General features: G+C 41.2%; 13 protein-coding genes and 1 tRNA gene. 8 read left to right on the top strand and 6 right to left on the bottom strand.

Annotated features, from left to right (window positions below; all coding sequences use genetic code 11):
• Positions 1-23 precede the first annotated feature (23 nt).
• The gene (locus GO495_RS16435) at positions 24-1,520 is read right to left on the bottom strand and encodes a magnesium chelatase ATPase subunit I (RefSeq protein WP_157300805.1); all 1,497 of its coding nucleotides are present in this window, start codon (positions 1,518-1,520) and stop codon (positions 24-26) included.
• Between the two features lie 20 nt (positions 1,521-1,540).
• Positions 1,541-2,635 carry a vWA domain-containing protein gene (locus tag GO495_RS16440; RefSeq protein ID WP_157300806.1) on the bottom strand — a complete coding sequence of 365 codons (1,095 nt, stop codon included), beginning with the start codon at positions 2,633-2,635 and terminating at the stop codon, positions 1,541-1,543.
• 179 nt (positions 2,636-2,814) lie between these two features.
• Between GO495_RS16440 and GO495_RS16445 the strand changes: the two genes are divergently transcribed.
• Positions 2,815-3,642, top strand: coding sequence for a sugar phosphate isomerase/epimerase family protein (locus GO495_RS16445; RefSeq protein WP_205691280.1), 828 nt, complete (start codon positions 2,815-2,817; stop codon positions 3,640-3,642).
• Positions 3,643-4,048: 406 nt separating this feature from the next.
• Here GO495_RS16445 and GO495_RS16450 read toward each other — a convergent pair whose 3' ends face one another.
• The 3 genes from GO495_RS16450 to GO495_RS16460 all read right to left on the bottom strand — a co-directional run bounded on the left by GO495_RS16450 (position 4,049) and on the right by GO495_RS16460 (position 9,321).
• A complete protein-coding gene (locus GO495_RS16450) occupies positions 4,049-7,261 on the bottom strand; it encodes a glycosyltransferase family 117 protein (protein WP_157300807.1) in 3,213 nt (1,070 codons plus the stop codon).
• Positions 7,262-7,455: 194 nt separating this feature from the next.
• On the bottom strand, positions 7,456-8,283 hold the full coding sequence (locus tag GO495_RS16455; RefSeq protein WP_157300808.1) for an SAM hydrolase/SAM-dependent halogenase family protein: 828 nt from the start codon (positions 8,281-8,283) through the stop codon (positions 7,456-7,458).
• A gap of 237 nt (positions 8,284-8,520) precedes the next feature.
• On the bottom strand, positions 8,521-9,321 hold the full coding sequence (locus GO495_RS16460; RefSeq protein ID WP_157300809.1) for an SDR family oxidoreductase: 801 nt from the start codon (positions 9,319-9,321) through the stop codon (positions 8,521-8,523).
• Between the two features lie 133 nt (positions 9,322-9,454).
• Here GO495_RS16460 and GO495_RS16465 point away from each other — a divergent pair.
• From GO495_RS16465 to GO495_RS16490, 6 genes are all read left to right on the top strand, one after another.
• Positions 9,455-9,527, top strand: a tRNA-Lys gene (locus tag GO495_RS16465).
• Positions 9,528-9,616: 89 nt separating this feature from the next.
• Complete coding sequence (locus tag GO495_RS32730) at positions 9,617-9,934, top strand: PIN domain-containing protein (RefSeq protein WP_420808922.1); 318 nt, start codon at positions 9,617-9,619, stop codon at positions 9,932-9,934.
• A gap of 107 nt (positions 9,935-10,041) precedes the next feature.
• Positions 10,042-11,397, top strand: a complete 1,356-nt coding sequence (locus GO495_RS16475; RefSeq protein ID WP_157300811.1) for a hypothetical protein — start codon at positions 10,042-10,044, stop codon at positions 11,395-11,397.
• 42 nt (positions 11,398-11,439) lie between these two features.
• On the top strand, positions 11,440-12,576 hold the full coding sequence (locus GO495_RS16480) for an RHS repeat-associated core domain-containing protein (RefSeq protein WP_157300812.1): 1,137 nt from the start codon (positions 11,440-11,442) through the stop codon (positions 12,574-12,576).
• A gap of 8 nt (positions 12,577-12,584) precedes the next feature.
• Entirely contained in the window at positions 12,585-13,109 is a 525-nt protein-coding gene (locus tag GO495_RS16485) for a hypothetical protein (protein WP_157300813.1), read from the top strand.
• Positions 13,099-14,088: a hypothetical protein gene (locus GO495_RS16490; protein ID WP_157300814.1), complete on the top strand. Its 990-nt coding sequence runs from the start codon at positions 13,099-13,101 to the stop codon at positions 14,086-14,088. The genes GO495_RS16485 and GO495_RS16490 overlap by 11 nt, the downstream gene beginning before the upstream one ends.
• A 29-nt stretch (positions 14,089-14,117) precedes the next feature.
• On the opposite strand, the gene GO495_RS16495 is transcribed toward GO495_RS16490, so the two are convergent.
• The gene (locus tag GO495_RS16495; RefSeq protein WP_157300815.1) at positions 14,118-15,887 is read right to left on the bottom strand and encodes a DUF4209 domain-containing protein; all 1,770 of its coding nucleotides are present in this window, start codon (positions 15,885-15,887) and stop codon (positions 14,118-14,120) included.
• Between the two features lie 243 nt (positions 15,888-16,130).
• On the opposite strand from GO495_RS16495, the gene GO495_RS16500 reads away from it, so the two are divergent.
• Entirely contained in the window at positions 16,131-16,493 is a 363-nt protein-coding gene (locus GO495_RS16500; protein WP_157300816.1) for a hypothetical protein, read from the top strand.
• Positions 16,494-16,562: the final 69 nt, after the last annotated feature.

Below are 16,562 nucleotides of genomic sequence, written 5' to 3' on the forward strand. Positions count from 1 at the left end.
AGCTTTCTGTTCCTTTATTGGATTTAAAACTCTTCGTTTTCTTCTTCTGTGCCTGTACCGAAGTTCATCATGGTACCCAGCAGATCGCTGAAACGTGTTTCATTTTCTACTACTTTCTTGCTGATGAGGGAGTAGGAAGCAAGACCGTGTAATACGAATTCCATCAGCAGTAGCTGCTCTTTATTAGCAGCGCCGGGGAATTTCGCTTTTACCAGTTCTTTCAGTCCTTCTACTTTTTTCAGAGAAGTTTCATATTGCTTGTCGCTCACGTCCTGTAACAGCTGTACTGCATTGCCCTTATCGAACCATTGAATAACGGAGCGATAGGGGTTTTCGGCATTCGGGTTCTGTTTGCGTTTCTTGAAGGAGTCCGGATTAGGGAAGTACTGTGCAAAGACGCTGCGTACGGCCTTATCCAGCAGGTTTACGGCCACCTGTAGTGGTCCTTCCTGTTCGCCTTCATATACTAGTTCTATTTTACCGGTGATAGCGGGGATAATACCCTGTAAGTCGGCAATACGAACATGTGTATCTTTTTCTTTGTTGATGATAGCCCTGCGTTCGCCGGCGCTCACTGCGTTCTCGTAAGCTGCGATGGTAAGACGGGCAGAGACACCGCTCTTTTTGTCCACGTATTCGCTGTTACGGGCTTCAAAGGCCACCTGTTCTATCAGGCGTTTGATCATATCGCTGATCTGTACATGCCGCTGTTCCTCGTGTACGTTGGCTTCCTGTTCGGTGATGAGCAGGGAGTTCTCTACATTCTTAGGATAGTGCGTGATGATCTGGCTTTCGATACGGTCTTTCAGAGGTGTTACGATGGAACCGCGGTTGGTGTAATCTTCCGGGTTAGCGGTGAACACGAACAGGATATCCAGGGGCATCCTTACTTTGAAACCACGGATCTGTATATCGCCTTCCTGGAGGATGTTGAACAGGGATACCTGTATACGGGCCTGCAGGTCGGGGAGTTCATTGATAACGAAGATACCGCGGTTAGAGCGGGGGATGATACCGAAGTGGATCACTCTTTCATCTGCATAATTCAGCTTCAGGTTGGCAGCTTTGATAGGATCGATATCACCTACCAGGTCGGCCACGGAAACGTCCGGGGTCGCCAGCTTTTCGCCATAGCGCGCTTCTCTTGGTATCCAGGCGATAGGTGTTTTATCACCCAGTTCTGCTACCAGGTCGCGTGCATAGCGGGACAGCGGATCGAACGGATTGTCATTTACTTCAGAGCCTTCCACGATGGGGATGAATTCATCCAGTAAGGTAACCATCTGCCTGGCCATACGGGTTTTTGCTTGTCCGCGAAGTCCCAGGAACAGGATATTATGACGGGAGAGGAGCGCTCTTTCTGTATCGGGGATAACGGTATCTTCATAACCGATGATCCCTGGGAAAGCATTCTCTTTTTTTTGCAGTTTACTTACCAGGTTCTGCCTGATCTCTTCTTTTACGGATTTGGGTTTGTAGCCACTCTTCTTTAACTCACCTAACGTTCGGATGTTATTCATATACAATTTTAAATAAATTATTACACTGTTTTTCGTTTCCCGTTTTCGAAGTCGAAGAAGAGAAATTGTCCCAGTTTGTCAAGGCCGGAAAAGAAGGCTTTCCCGTTGTTTGTTTCTGTGAATTCCGTTACAAACTTCTGTAACCACGGATCTGTGGCTACCATGAAGGTGGTGATGGGAATTTTCAGTTTTTTGCATTGGGCCGCGAGGTTGAGGGTGCGGTTGAGGATTTTGCGATCCAGTCCAAAGCTGTTTTTGTAGTAGTCTTTACCGATTTTCAGGCAGGTAGGTTTCCCGTCTGTGATCATAAAGATCTGTTTGTTCGGATTACGGCGGCGTCTTAAAATATCCATGGCCAGTTCCAGTCCTGCTACGGTATTGGTATGGTAAGGGCCTACCTGCAGATACGGGAGATCTTTGATCTCTATCTGCCAGGCGTCGTTACCGAACACGATGATATCCAGTGTATCCTTGGGATAGCGGGTGGTGATCAGTTCACTCAGTGCCATGGCCACTTTTTTGGCGGGCGTGATACGATCTTCCCCGTAGAGGATCATGGAATGGGAGATATCTATCATCAGGGCGGTGGACGTTTGTGTTTTAAAGTCCGTTTCCTGGATTTCCAGGTCGTCCTGACTGATATTAAAGCTCTCTACCCCGTGATTGATCTGTGCATTCCGGATAGAAGCGGTGATATCGATCTGTTCGAGGGCATCGCCGAACTGATATGGACGTGTATCGGCGTTCAGCTCATCTCCCTGTCCTGATTTACGGATATTGTGGTTGCCGACGTTGGTCTTTTTTAATTTGCCGAAGATCTCTTCCAGGGCTTTTTTGCGGATATCCTGTTCTGTTTTGCCGGTGATCTGTACTTCACCTGTGCCTTCATTTTCTTTCAGGTATCCTTTTTCTTTGAGTTCCTGTATGAAATCCCCGATCCCGTAATCTTTGTCTGTAAGTTGATACTCTTTGTCGAGTTCGGTGAGCCACTGCAGCGCTTCGCTAACGTCGCCGCTGGTGTAGGTTAGCAATTGAGTAAACACGTCCAGTAGCTTCTCAAATGGCGATTTTCCCTGCTCCTCGGGTTCAAATTTGGAAAAATGTATGCCTCTCATAATAGTTCTAAATTAATGAATTTAGTTGGGATGCGCGATAGTCCATGATCAATGGTAATTAGAAGGGATATAAAGTATTGATAACTATATAAATAAGTAACTTATTTGCTTTCTTCACCGAAAGCAGCTATTTTTCGCTAACGGTCTTTTCCTGATTATCAATTAAAAAAATATAGCAGATGATGAAACGAATTTTGTTAGCTGGCGCGATGATGGTGTCCACGTTAGGTTTTTCACAGACGAAGGCAGATAAGCTTGGCTGGAAACTGGGCTCACAGGCATATACATTTAACAGGTTTACACTGGCAGAGGCACTGGATAAGATGGACAGCGTAGGCGTTCATTATGTGGAATGTTATAACGGTCAGAAGATAGGTGGTGGTATTGAGGGTGTTTTCGAATGGAAAATGGATGCTGCAAAACAGGCCAGGGTAAAAGCGCTTTTTAAGCAAAAGAATAAGGTGCTGGTAGCATATGGTGTGTTATCTCCTGCGGATGAAAAAGAATGGGTAGATGTATTCAATTTTGCAAAAGCAATGGGAATACAGGTAATAACAGCAGAGCCTAAACGCGAACATTGGGACCTGGTATCTAAATTGTGTGATCAGTACCAGATCAAGGTAGCTATCCACGATCATCCGAAACCAAGTCATTACTGGCATCCGGACAGCGTTCTCGTCGCTATCAAAGGACGTAGCCCGCTGATGGGTTCCTGCGCAGATATCGGGCATTGGGTACGTTCAGGACTGGACCCTGTTGAGTGTCTGAAAATGCTGAAAGGCCATGTGTTACATTCTCATTTCAAAGATCTCAACGAAAAATCTCCTGATGCACATGATGTTGTCTGGGGTACAGGTGTTTCCAATATTTCAGGTGTACTGGCTGAGTTAAAAGCACAGCATTTCAGGGGAATGTTCTCTGTAGAATATGAGTATCATTGGGAGAACAGTGTTCCTGAGGTAAAAGAAAGTGTGAAGTACTGGTGGGCACAGGTGAATAAGTTATAATTATACCCTGAATAGGTTCTGAACGGCTCTTGAACAGGTTTATCCTCCGTTTATCCTCCGTTAAAAGACGGAGGATAAACGGAGGATAAACCTGTTCAAGAGCCGTTTTGTTCCTCTTTTATGTAAATCAAATTCAGTTTGAATGTTATTGGCAGATGTTATTATTCATAAATACACTGCATCTGACTGTTTAGTTCTCTGATGTAGCTTTGGAATACGGGTTGAGGATTTGTATTTCAATTTAACTTCACCTGATATTCACGTCAGATAAGGTGTATTTATGAACAATAACATCTGGTGCGAAGATTATATAATCAAACTAAGTTACTACCCAAATTCCCGAATCCAGCAATAAAAAAAGCCCCGGTCGATATTCGACCGGGGCTTTTTTTATTGATCAGCTATATTATTTGTTGGTAGTATCTTCCTGGGTACTGATAACCGGAGTTTGTTCCTGCACACCTCTGCGTGTGGAATCACTGAAGTCCTGTTTCATACGTCCCAGCAGGGAGATGAACTGTTCGGCCATCTGACCATCGTGTTGAAGATCGCTGGTCATTTTGGATGAAGGCAGCTGGCGGTAATAATTCAGCTGCTGGTTGCAATCCTTGATGATCTTCTGAGCAATTTCATCTGCTTTTTTCTTATCACCAGCCAGGTAGTATGCGTATACAGTCTGCATAGAGCTGTAGTTATACATTTGTCCTGGTGTGGTCATTGCATAAGGGAAGGTATTTTCCAGCAGGTTTTTATCTGCTTTATTCAGCACGGTTAATGCGGAATCCTTCTTGTTGTCTATTGCCAGTGCTGTACCTAGACGGGTATAAGCGTTCCTTACGTATTGCAGCAGCTTACGGTTAGGTTCATCGAAGTAAGTGCCGTTTATGTTAGCACCACCAAAGGAGAACTTATTCATAAGGTTGTTATACATCATAGGAACGTTCACATTCTTCTCAGCACCCATCGGATCGTTGCTTTCTTCTTTCTTCAGCGGCACCAGGCGGTAGGTAAGACCATCCATACGGAGATAATCGTTGATACCCAGGTCGGTAGGGCTGGTAAAGTAGATAGGGCGTTTCCAGTTGTTAGCGGTGATGATATCATATACTGCCAGGTCGTTCTTCAGCAGGTATTGTTTGCTGATCTGGAAAGGCAGTTGTGGTAAAATCCTGGCGCTGTCGTGGATATCCACTACACCGCTATTGATAGCCTGGGCCACATCAACAGGGATAAACAGCTTCTGCGCAGGCAGGTAGTTCTGTTGTTCACCATCCTGGGTGGTCAGCTTGGCGCGTGGATCATCTGTACCCATGAAATCCATTACTTCTTTCAGGTTGTAGAACTTATCCTGCGGGAAGGTACCGGCGTCATAGAAACGGATGTAATTGCGTGTTTCGCCACGGTATTTATCAGGAGTCCAGCTCATTGGTACTCCAGGGCTCTGGTTTACCATCTGGCGCTGCTGATCGATGTACCAGTCAACTCCCAGTAAGCTGAGGTTGATAACACGAACGTCAGGGCGGATATTTTCCACTTCCTGAGCATACCACAGCGGGTAGGTATCGTTATCACCTACGGTGAAGAGGATCGCGTTAGGAGCGCAGGAATTGAGGTAATCACTGGCCACGTCGCGGGCTACTGTTTTGGTAGAGCGGTCGTGGTCGTCCCATTCCTGGAAGCCCATCAGTACCGGTACAGCCAGCAGGCATACCAATGTAGCGATAGGCGCCGCAACGGAGAGTTTCGTTTTCTTCTTCAGGAACTCGTATACTGCCAGTACCCCGATACCTATCCAGATGGCGTAAGCATAGAAGGAGCCAACGTATGCGTAGTCACGTTCACGAGGCTGGTTACCTGCCTGGTTAAGGTACAGGACGATAGCGAAGCCGGTGAAGAAGAACAGCAGACCAGCGATCAGGCTGTCCCTGCGATGGAATTTGTAGTGATATAACAGTCCTAAGATACCTAAGATGAAAGGTAACATGAAGAGTCTGTTATGAGCTTTATTATCTTTCAGACTATCAGGCATTGCTGACTGATCGCCATAGAAAATGTTATCGATGAAGTTGATACCGGTGATCCAGTTACCATCACGTACGTTACCGTAACCCTGGGTATCATTTTGTTTACCGGAGAAGTTCCACATGAAGTAGCGGAAGTACATGAAACCTACCTGGTATTCTACAAAGAATTTCACGTTATCTCCGAAAGAAGGACGTTCACCCTGTTGTAAACCCAGGAAGTTGCGGTAGTAATCAGCATGGCCCTGGTCGTTACTTCCATCCCATACGCGGGGGAACAACATTTTATCTTCAGCAGCATATACCGGTTCCTGTTTCTTACCGGCAATTTCGTATTTATCCTTACCACGGGCATATACGTTACCGGTTTCCTTGTATTCGGTAGGGTGTGCAGTGAACACCTGACCATAAATCAGCGGGAAGTCACCGTATTGTTCACGGCCAAGGTAGCCTACCAGGGAGATCGGGTTATCTACGTTGTACATATCCACGGAAGGATTGGCCGTAGACCTCACCATGGTGGTAATGTAAGTAGAGTAACCGAGTAACAGGAAGAGTACGGAGTAGATGGTGAGTTTGGTCATGTGCCATGCACCGGCCGTATCCAGTTTCACACCAAAAAGGCGCAGGAAATAAGGAACGAACAGAACGATCGCAGCTAATACCAGTTTCACGAATACGGTACCACCACCATCGCCGTCATTGAAAGCCGGGATGATGATCACGGAAGCAACGAGGATCAGTGGCGCGTAGATACCGAATTTGCGGTTCTTTAACCCATAGAGCAGTATACCTATCAGTACGATAAAGTAGAAGGCAAAACCGGAGAAGAAAGGCATGCCCAGGGTGTTCTTGAAGAACACGTCCATGTAACCGGAGGATTTGATGGTATCCTGGATAATGAATTTCTGTACCATGCCGGTAACAGCACAACCTACCAGGAAGGCCCAGAAGGTACCCATTGGGGTTACTTTGTAACGTCTGAAATAATAGACCATTACAATAGACGGTATGGTGAGGAGGTTCAGTAAGTGTACTCCAATGGAGAGACCCATCAGGAAGGCGATGAGAATGATCCAGCGGTCCGCATAAGGCTCATCTGCCTCATGTTCCCATTTAAGGATGGCCCAGAATACAATAGCTGTGAAGAAGGAGGACATCGCGTATACCTCACCTTCAACAGCGGAGAACCAGAATGAATCGGAGAAAGTGTAAGCCAATGCACCAACAGCACCGGCGCCCATGATAGCGATCATTTTTTCGCCGGAGATGGGTTCACCGTTCTTTACCATCAGGCGACGGGCAAAGTGAGTGATAGTCCAGAAAAGGAAAAGAATAGTGAAGCCACTGGCCAGGGCAGACATTGCATTAACACCTAATGCAGCCTGTGATGGCTTCAGGAACATGGTAAATAATCTACCTAACAGCACAAACAGTGGCGCACCTGGTGGGTGAGGGACCTGCACTTTGTAGGCACTGGAAATGAACTCGCCGCAGTCCCACAAGCTGCCGGTAGCCTCCATAGTCATTAAGTAGACAGTGCAGGCAATGATACAAATAACCCAACCCACAATGTTGTTGGTCCTTTTAAAATTCATAGAGATGTTTTAGGTCCGACAAAAATAGAAAAAGTGGCAAATTATGATAATTAAGGATAACAGTTTTAACTTTTTCTTTAATAAGTTATTTTTTACCTTTTTGCGGGATTTTCGTAAGTGATTGGTTTGGTCGATTATATATGTGCATATAGCGTATGTTTTGGGCAGTCTGTAGGTATTGTGGGGGTAAATGGTTATCCGAAGATAATTCTTACAGTCTGGTAAAAAGAGAGCTGCTGATAGCCTGAATTGCTGGTAAGCTGATCGCGATGGAAGCCTTGCAGGCCAAAAAGGCCGGCAGCATTCCCTTTATTGATGGCTACTTCGAGGTAGCCGGCAGCGTTGAACAGGGCAAGTTTATGTCCTTCGGGGACATCTGCATAAGTCTCCGCTATCTGGGTAATTACTTCATCTCTGCGGAAAAAAATAGAAAACGGCCTGTTCTGGCGGTGTTCGTCAAATTGTTTGCGGGTGATGTTCACGACCACGTTCTCAAAGTTATCGATATGGATAATTTGTCCGTCTATATAATCCTGGCCGGTCATGGGTTGCAGGTTATTTTTGACGATATAGTCTGTGGCCGGCTGGCCCAGTTCCGCCAGGTCTTTCCCTTTTTGCAGTTCCTGGTAGGCCTGGGAGAAGCGTTTGATGATGCTGAAGGTATCTTTAGGCAGTTGTTTGTCTAATGGTAGTTTCACGACCCTCACCGGCATTCCGTCTGCGATCATTGTAGTAAGACCGTTATCAGCGCAGGCAATATACTGCCCGTTGTGTTCTGCAAGCAGGACGTAGTCTGCTTTGCGGTCGAACAGGTTAATGAGAACGATATGAAACGTTTTGGGAGGGAAGTAAGCGAAAGCCCCTTTACAGATGTATGTAGCCTGTGGCAGGTTAAAAGGAGAGATCTGATGAGTAATGTCCATTACCTGCGCTCCGGGACAGTTTTGCCACAGCTGCCCTTTGATAGCGCCTACCAGGTAATCCTGTAATCCTATGTCAGATGTTAGTGTAATAATGGACATGCAAAGAAAAATTCCTAATACCCAAAAAGAATGCCATTGGGGGCTTGGTGTAAATATTACTGCAAAGAAAGATAAAATCTGCATGCAGCCGTGTTTCAGCCCTCAAATAATTGTTCAGATGTGAATAACTATAAAGTAGCTGAGGGTTAATGGGTTACGTATAAAAGCAGGACGCAGAACGCTTTATGAAGCGTTCTGCGTCCTGTAAAAGATTTATTTGGATAGGGAAGGAGGGCCTTATTTCAGTGGGGATCCCGGTTCTTTCTTAAAGTGATTGAACACTAATCCGTCGGAAAGTCCTGGCAGCAGCTTGCTTAACAATACCGTCAGTTTACCCATGCCGGTCAGTACCAGTGTACGCTTACGTTTGGCAATTGCTTTGATAATCGCCTGTGCCACAGCTTCCGCGCTCATTAGTTTGCCCTCGTCCAGCGGGGTTTCGCCCTGCATTTTACCCTGTTCATTGAGAGCAGTGTTGCGTATATTGGAAGCAGTAAAGCCCGGGCATACCCACATTACGTTAATGCCTGTATGCAGATTTTCGGTGCGTAATGCTTCCATGAAACCCTGCATGGCAAACTTGGAGGCAGAGTAGCCTGTACGTCCCGGCAGACCTCTGTAACCAGCGATAGAAGACACACCTACGATGGTCCCTCCGGTTGCTAAAACAGCTGGTAAGGCGTACTTGGTGCAGTAGACGGTTCCCCAGAAGTTGATGTCCATCAGTTGTTTAAGCACGGAAACATCGGCATCGCGGAACAATGCGCGCATGGAGATCCCCGCGTTATTGATGAGGATATCTATCTTACCGAACCGGTCTATGGTCTGCTCTATAAAGGATTTACAATCGGCTTCCACACTTACATCTGCTATATGTGTGTATAATGCGGGAGAGGATAGTTCCTGCTGTAAAGCCTGCAATGCGTCCTTTTTCCGGCCGCATACAGCTACTTTTGCACCTGCCTGGAGAAAAGCTATTGCTAACGCTTTACCAATACCGGATGTCCCACCGGTGATAACTACGACTTTGTTTTGCATTATGATTTTTTTGCATCACAAAAATAGGGGAGCAATTTGACTATTTGTAAAGTTGTTTGAAAAAAAGTTTCTAAAAACTTGGAGTAAATAAAATAATTCCTATTTTTGCACCCGCTTTGATAGAGAAGCGAATGATTCCGTAGCTCAGTTGGTAGAGCAATACACTTTTAATGTATGGGTCCTGGGTCCGAGTCCCAGCGGGATCACCGAAAAGATAAAACCTGCGATAATCGCGGGTTTTTCTATTTTAGTCGAGTGTTTAATCGAGTTCCTCTTGTAAATTGCCCCGAAACTGATTACTGATAGCAACTCTTTTATTAGTACGCAGGTTTTGCAGGAACTGTGCAATATTGTTACTCGAAAATTCAAGTTCAGCTACGAACAGGCAGCTACGGCCATAAAGGAATGCAGCCAAAATAATAACCTTCACACCAATACAGAAGATACCGTTTTGCAGGCTTGCCAAATAGCAGATCGCTATGGCTTTTCCTTCTACGATAGCATGATCGTTGCTGCGGCTTTGGAAAGCAACTGTAATATGCTTTATTCAGAAGACTTACATGACGGACAGGTTATTGATGGAAAATTAACGGTAAAAAATCCCTTTAAGTAGATAAGCCATTACCAATGTATCATTGCCAAATATACTTATTATAGATATTAGTACTAAATTTAGTGCTTTTAAGTAATTATTCACATACCTATTGATTTAAGACGCCCTTGAAACTATTAGTTGAAATAAAACACATACTCTTCTTCTCTGCTTTTTTGATAAAATCGCTATTTTGCTTTTCTCAAATTTCTACCCCTAAATTTCAATCTTTCGAGTCGATTGTTACAAACAAACCCAATTCCAATAAAGTATCTGAAAGCACAAATAAACTGATCCAAAATAAAGAGGAGGAAGAAAGGAAAATAAAAAGTACATATCCCTTATCGCCAAAGATTAATCAAGTAAACGAAGAAAATGTGAAGGCGATGTATAGTGCGAATTCCGTTGATCCAGAGAATAGAACGGATGCTTTAAGTTACTTTAATAAAAGTTTTCAACAATTTTTGCAAATAAATCCCGATAGTTTTTCTATTACCAAGGCAGTATATCTTTCTGAAATGCCATATTACAATCAATCCTATAATTATTCTGAATTTGAAAAAGTGATTGAACAAAAAGCACAATTGGTAAAATTTATATTAAAGCAGGAAGGATTGAATGAGAAAAGCAACTTAGCACTCCATTATGCTATACAAAAGCTATTTGGCCAATTGAATGATATTAAGGATCCTGTGCATAATAAGTATTATACTGTAGATAAAATCAGGTATGACTTTGAAGACCCAATGGGAGAACATGATTGGACAAAAATGTTTGTCACCAAATTACTATTAACTAATAAGGGGCAATGTCATTCTTTACCATTATTATATTTATGCATTTCAGAGCATTTAGGAGCGAAAGCATATCTCTCACTATCTCCTAATCATTCCTTTATACAATTCTTTGATGAATCTGGCAAACGATATAATTATGAAACAACTAATGCCCATCTAGTTTCAACCTCTTGGCTAATGCAATCAACATACGTCAACTCTACTGCTTATAAAAACAAAATCTATCTTGATACACTCTCAAGTAGAAAATTATATGCGCAATGTTTAGCTGATTTGCTTTTATGTTACCAGGAAAAATTAAAGGTAAATTACGATAGCTTCTCTCAAAGCCTGATAAATAAGATTTTGAAAGAGGATTCGGTAAATCTAACAGCATTAATGGTACGTGCTAATTATTATATTACCACATTTGAAAAATTGGCTCGTTCAAAAGGATACCCTCCAATTAAGGAATTTTATAAATATCCTGACTTACAATTAGCTTATAATAATGCCAAATTAACGCAACAGGCAATTGCAGTAACAGGGTTTCAGGAAATGCCTCCTGAAGCATACAATAAGTGGCAGGAAACTTTAAAAGATGAAAAAACAAAGGAGCAAGAGAAATATGAACAAGAAAAAATGAACATAGAAATTAAAAAACTTCAGGTGGTTCCGAATAGTTTAACCAACAAGCTCAAAAAATAAATTTTCATTTTTCAATAAATAAAGATGCGTAACCTAAGGCCTTTGAATTTAATTATCATTCTTCTACTTTCTATATCATCAATTGCCCAAAATAAAAATCCATACAAAAAGATTGGTAAGAAAGCAAGTATTGCAACCTTGACTAGTGGTAAGTATACAGAATTATTTGATGAAGACAGTATCCAAAAGATCGGTACCGCATTAATAAATATCAATACAATGCAGGTCGTCCATTTAATGGATGAAAATACTGAGATCCGAAGGAGACCTGATAATTCTACCAGCAGTAGGTTTTTAAGTACAGATCCTCTTACAGGGAGTTTTCCAATGTTAAGTCCGTATCAATATGCAAGTAACAGACCCATTGATGGTATTGATCTTGATGGTATGGAATATGTAACATATACCTATGTTTTCAACTTAGATAAAAGAAACAATAACCCGGAATTAGGAAACCTTGCGAGCGCCAGCTATGTATGGTATAATGCTAATCAACATAATGCCCATGGCAGTTTAGGGCAAGGTGTTCAATATATTATGAAATATCAGGTTGAAGGCAAAGAAGTTGGGCAGAATGCATATTTTGTTGCGAGGAATGCAAGTGCATTAGGAATAAGTACTGAATATGGGAACTATATGGGTGCTACCACTCTTTTTAATCCAAACACTGATGGATTGGGTAGTAGTAATACATATAATTATGATTTGCCAGCAGTAGATCAGGTGGATTTTTTGGCTCAGCAACATGATCTTGCGTATGATAAATTAAATGCAGTTGGTGCAAATTCCTTATTTGGTGATTGGGGAACAACTCCTATAGATGAAGCAGCATTAAATGGGTGGAATGATTTTAGGGATAAATATAAAACAGGAAGTAGTGATCCTTATAATGGTCAGGCTGTTACTACAGGTGAAAGAAAAGCAGCATGGAGAGGTGCAACACTGTTCAGCGATGTAGTAGGTAGTAAAAAGGGAGCAATATCCTTCTGGATGCAGCAAAATTATTCGAAGGAAGCTCTTAATCATGTAAATAAAGGAGTTTTTGGAACATCGGATATGAATTATAACTATAATTTATTTCTGGATAAATACATGGAAAAAGATGAGAACGGAGATTGGAGTAGGAAAGCAGGAATGTGGAACGAAGATAATAATACACCTATAGTACCTTCTAAATAAGTTATAGAATGAAAGCAATTTGCGGAATGCGCATCTCAATTGTGATATTGATAATATTTTTCTGTTCTTGCAATAATTTATACAAAGCAGGCAATAGGGTTCCTCTTATGGATTTAAAAATCACTACTAACGTAAATGATAAATTAGTCTATAGATATCTGGATACTATCAATAGTAAACTTGACACATCCAAAGGGTATCCCTTTTTAGCTAATGGAGGTGATTTGAAATACTTCCCAGACATAAATAAAATAGCCTATTTTGCTGATAGTCCATTTGAAGCATATCATCTTTCCTCAATTGGACTGTTTCACCTTGAAGAAGTGTATAATCCACAAATGTCTATGAATTGGGTAACACGAAAAGAAAGCCTAACCAAAGAAGATTATAATAGGATCGAAAGAAGAATTAATTCTTTGCTTGAAGGAGTTGTTATAAATGCCAAGGCCCAAAATATTCCCGATACAGTTATTTTTTTTGGGAAACCCTACGACACGGTGATTTGTAAATTAGCAACACCTTATGATCAGTAAGAAACTACTCATTTTAATTTTATATACCTCGGGATTTAATACTTTCTTTTGTGCTTATGCTCAAACGGATAATAACGCATCAATCCAAAAAAGCTATGAACAATCATATGACCTATTAGATTCTTGTCTTAAGAATAATTCTTCTTTTAAGAATGCTGTATTTATTGCAGAAAATTGCTACAAGGCCAATAGATATAGCAAACAGATATTTCAGGGTTTTATTACTGAATATGCGTTACTTTGCAAGCTGAACATAGATAATATTACTAATGAAGATAAAGGAGTTGATTCTGTAAACTTTATAGGAAATTATGCAATTTTCAAGTTATTATGTGATACTTCTATATTCATCAACAAATCTGATTCTTTTCCTACATTACATCTCCCATTCAAATATGATGAGGATGACCCTTCTGCTAAGGATGCATGGAGCAACATGTTTGTTTTCAAACTACTATTAACTCATACAGGGAACTGCCATAGTCTTGTCTATCTATATAAGATTCTAGCTGATGAATTGCACGTCAAATGTTGGCTCTCCTTAGCACCTAATCATATTTATATTCGTAACTACAGCGAAAAACATGGTTGGTACAATACCGAATTAACTAGTGGTACTTTCCCTACTGACGCTTGGATAATGACTACAACAAATACGCCATCAGAAGCTGTTCGTAATGGTCTTTATATGGATACTCTCAGTAATCAACAGTCCATTGCATTATGTGTTCTAGACCTAGCCAAAGGCTATGAATTTCAAACGCACAATTATACCGACGGATTCATATTAAAATGTTGCGACCTAGTACTCAAATACCATTCTATTAATCCAATGGCACTATTACTTAAAGCGGAATCACTAAAGAAATTATACCTCAAACAACATAAATTACAACCACAAGAAGCAGCCATCACTTATTCAAAGATGTCCAATACTTACATAACATTAGCCAAAATGGGATATCGTGAAATCTTTTGATTGGCTGATAGAGCAGGTTAAAAGGTCAGCTAAGGTTCGGGAACATGATCCGTATACACGTATACCCCAAGGTATAGCAGAATGACGAACAGCCTGTTTGCATGTTTTTCCGAAAAGGTTTGACCAGTTGAAAGACCATGGCAAACAATATTTCTTAAATTCCAGCCCTGGTCTGAGGTTAAGACAGTTCGTAGGTAGGTTGCAGTGTTTGGTGAAACAGTATTAACAAATGTGTGATCAGATAAGATGCTGTCAAACATTCTCACGTTCATCCCATTATTTTTACCTTCTCTTCTGACGTTGCCATCTGCCTGATCTAGTAAATTTAGACATGCGGATTCAATCTGGGGTATGATAAGATGCATTGCTATAGTAAAATCTCTTTTTAGAAATGCATGTATGCCTTTTTCTAGTATCTTATGACGTTCTGGATAGAAAATAGTCGATTGCCGCATGTGTGACATGACATTCTCTAATGTAATTATATGTCTTTCTTTTCCTTTTTTTATAACATCTCTTAAAAATACCGATGAAAGGTCAAGATGCTTAGAAAGAGAGTGTATTTTATTGCCTTCTGGATCTTCTTTTAATCCTTTGATGCTGGACAATTTTCTGCCATGTTCATCGTGTATACTTTTGTTGATTAAATCATAAATGCCCTGTGCTTGGGTTGGAATAAGATCTGTATTTGGAATAGATTCCAACGCGATCCTATGAAGTACTTCTTCAAAAGAACCCGCAAGGGCTTTTTCAGAATAATGAATGAATACATCCCTTGGGATCTCCATTTCAATACTGTAGGGCTTTAGATGCCGGATCAGGGTTGATTCGTTCTTTCGCAATCTTTTCAGAAGAGCGTTAATTTGATCCTTACTTCCATATTTCTTAATATGGAAGTATAGCTTTTCGGTCAATATATGTTTTCTAAATTCTTCGGCATTATCAATCAACTCATCATATACTTTATGGATTTTACTAACTATTCTTATCAAATCATCCGTTCTTTTATGTCGAAGATAATATTTTGCCAGAACTTTGAATGCCTCGTCAGCGGAGTGTCGCTCATACGAACGTTGCCCTTCTTTTTCTAAGCATAACATAAAGGCATTTTCGAGTCTTTCAATAAGGTTATTTGTCATCTCATCCGATATTGGAATATGTTTATTGTCGACAAGAATCTCAAAACTTCGTAACCAGGTACCCGCTAGATCCATCCGTACAATAGCATTTTCCAAATCAATGATGGAATCGATGGCTTCCATTTTTAAATCTTCAAATTTGAGTGTTGATGCAAGTTCTGCGGCTCTTCTCAATTTGGTGTATAGGGAATTTGAACTAGAATAACGTCCTTCCTTAAAACATTTTATTAGGCTTTCTATATATAGCTTTCCTGTCGTACTAGGTTCTGGCTTTTTTGCGGTCAGCTTACCCTTAAACACCCAAACTAGTCCGGCGTATCTGGCGATCAGGGCCGGATGTTTACAGGATATTGATCTTGTTTCCCAATAACCAATTGTTTTATCGGTTATATCGGAGAGCTTGAAATGTTCTACATACTCATTATCGGATATAACGTGATAAGTTGGACCAAAATATGTCTTCCAGTTTTTCTGTCCATAATCACTGTTTTCAATAAAGGAAAATGCACGCACTTCGGCCATAGAATAGTCATCAATTTCCGTTCCTTCAGGGATTTTAGCTCTTATAATCGAAAGTATGTTATCCTCTGAATCAATAACGCTTTGAGGATCATCTTCGAATCTTTTTAGTTCCTGTAAAATAATTTCATGTATTCCCATGGCTAATAAAAAGTTTCAAAGTAAATAGACATTAAATGTATAAAGACTCGTTGTTTTTTGAGAGCTCACTATCGTTCCTATATAAAAATCGTTATTCAATCTGACATACCATAATTGTACTGTTTTAATGGAAATTTTTACTGAAAGATATGCATTCGAAGTTGATTTAGCTATAGCTCTTGAGGTAAGGACTAATGCGACACTGTAATCGGTAATCTAAAGATCAGCCGGAAATAAAGTTCCATGACTCCGCATTTATATTGTGCTTGGCTTATTAGGGAAGAAAAGCAATCTGTTTCACCCCGCGAGGCATGGGACAATTTTTCCAGAAGTCTTACGTATAAAGAGTTTTCTAGCCCCTATTTAGTTTTCGGAAAACTCTTTTCCTTTCTATCTTTGGGTGAATGGCGGGAATTATTGCGCGAATTATTCTCTATGGGCCTATCCCGCAGTAGTTTCTTCGATGAAACTTTAGATTTTGATATGCTTGGTATAAAGAAACACCTTGAAAAGCTGATAGAAAGTGCCCACCTTATAGATGTTCGGGATAATATAGGCGTACCCCCAATAGCTTTAACAACAGACGGGGATGACCTCTTCATTTAATAGGAACGCTGTATTTTCTGATGAGGGGAGTATAGTAAACAGGTACTAAGCAGCACATAAACAGGAGGT

This window comes from Chitinophaga oryziterrae, assembly GCF_009758125.1.
GTDB lineage: Bacteria > Bacteroidota > Bacteroidia > Chitinophagales > Chitinophagaceae > Chitinophaga > Chitinophaga oryziterrae.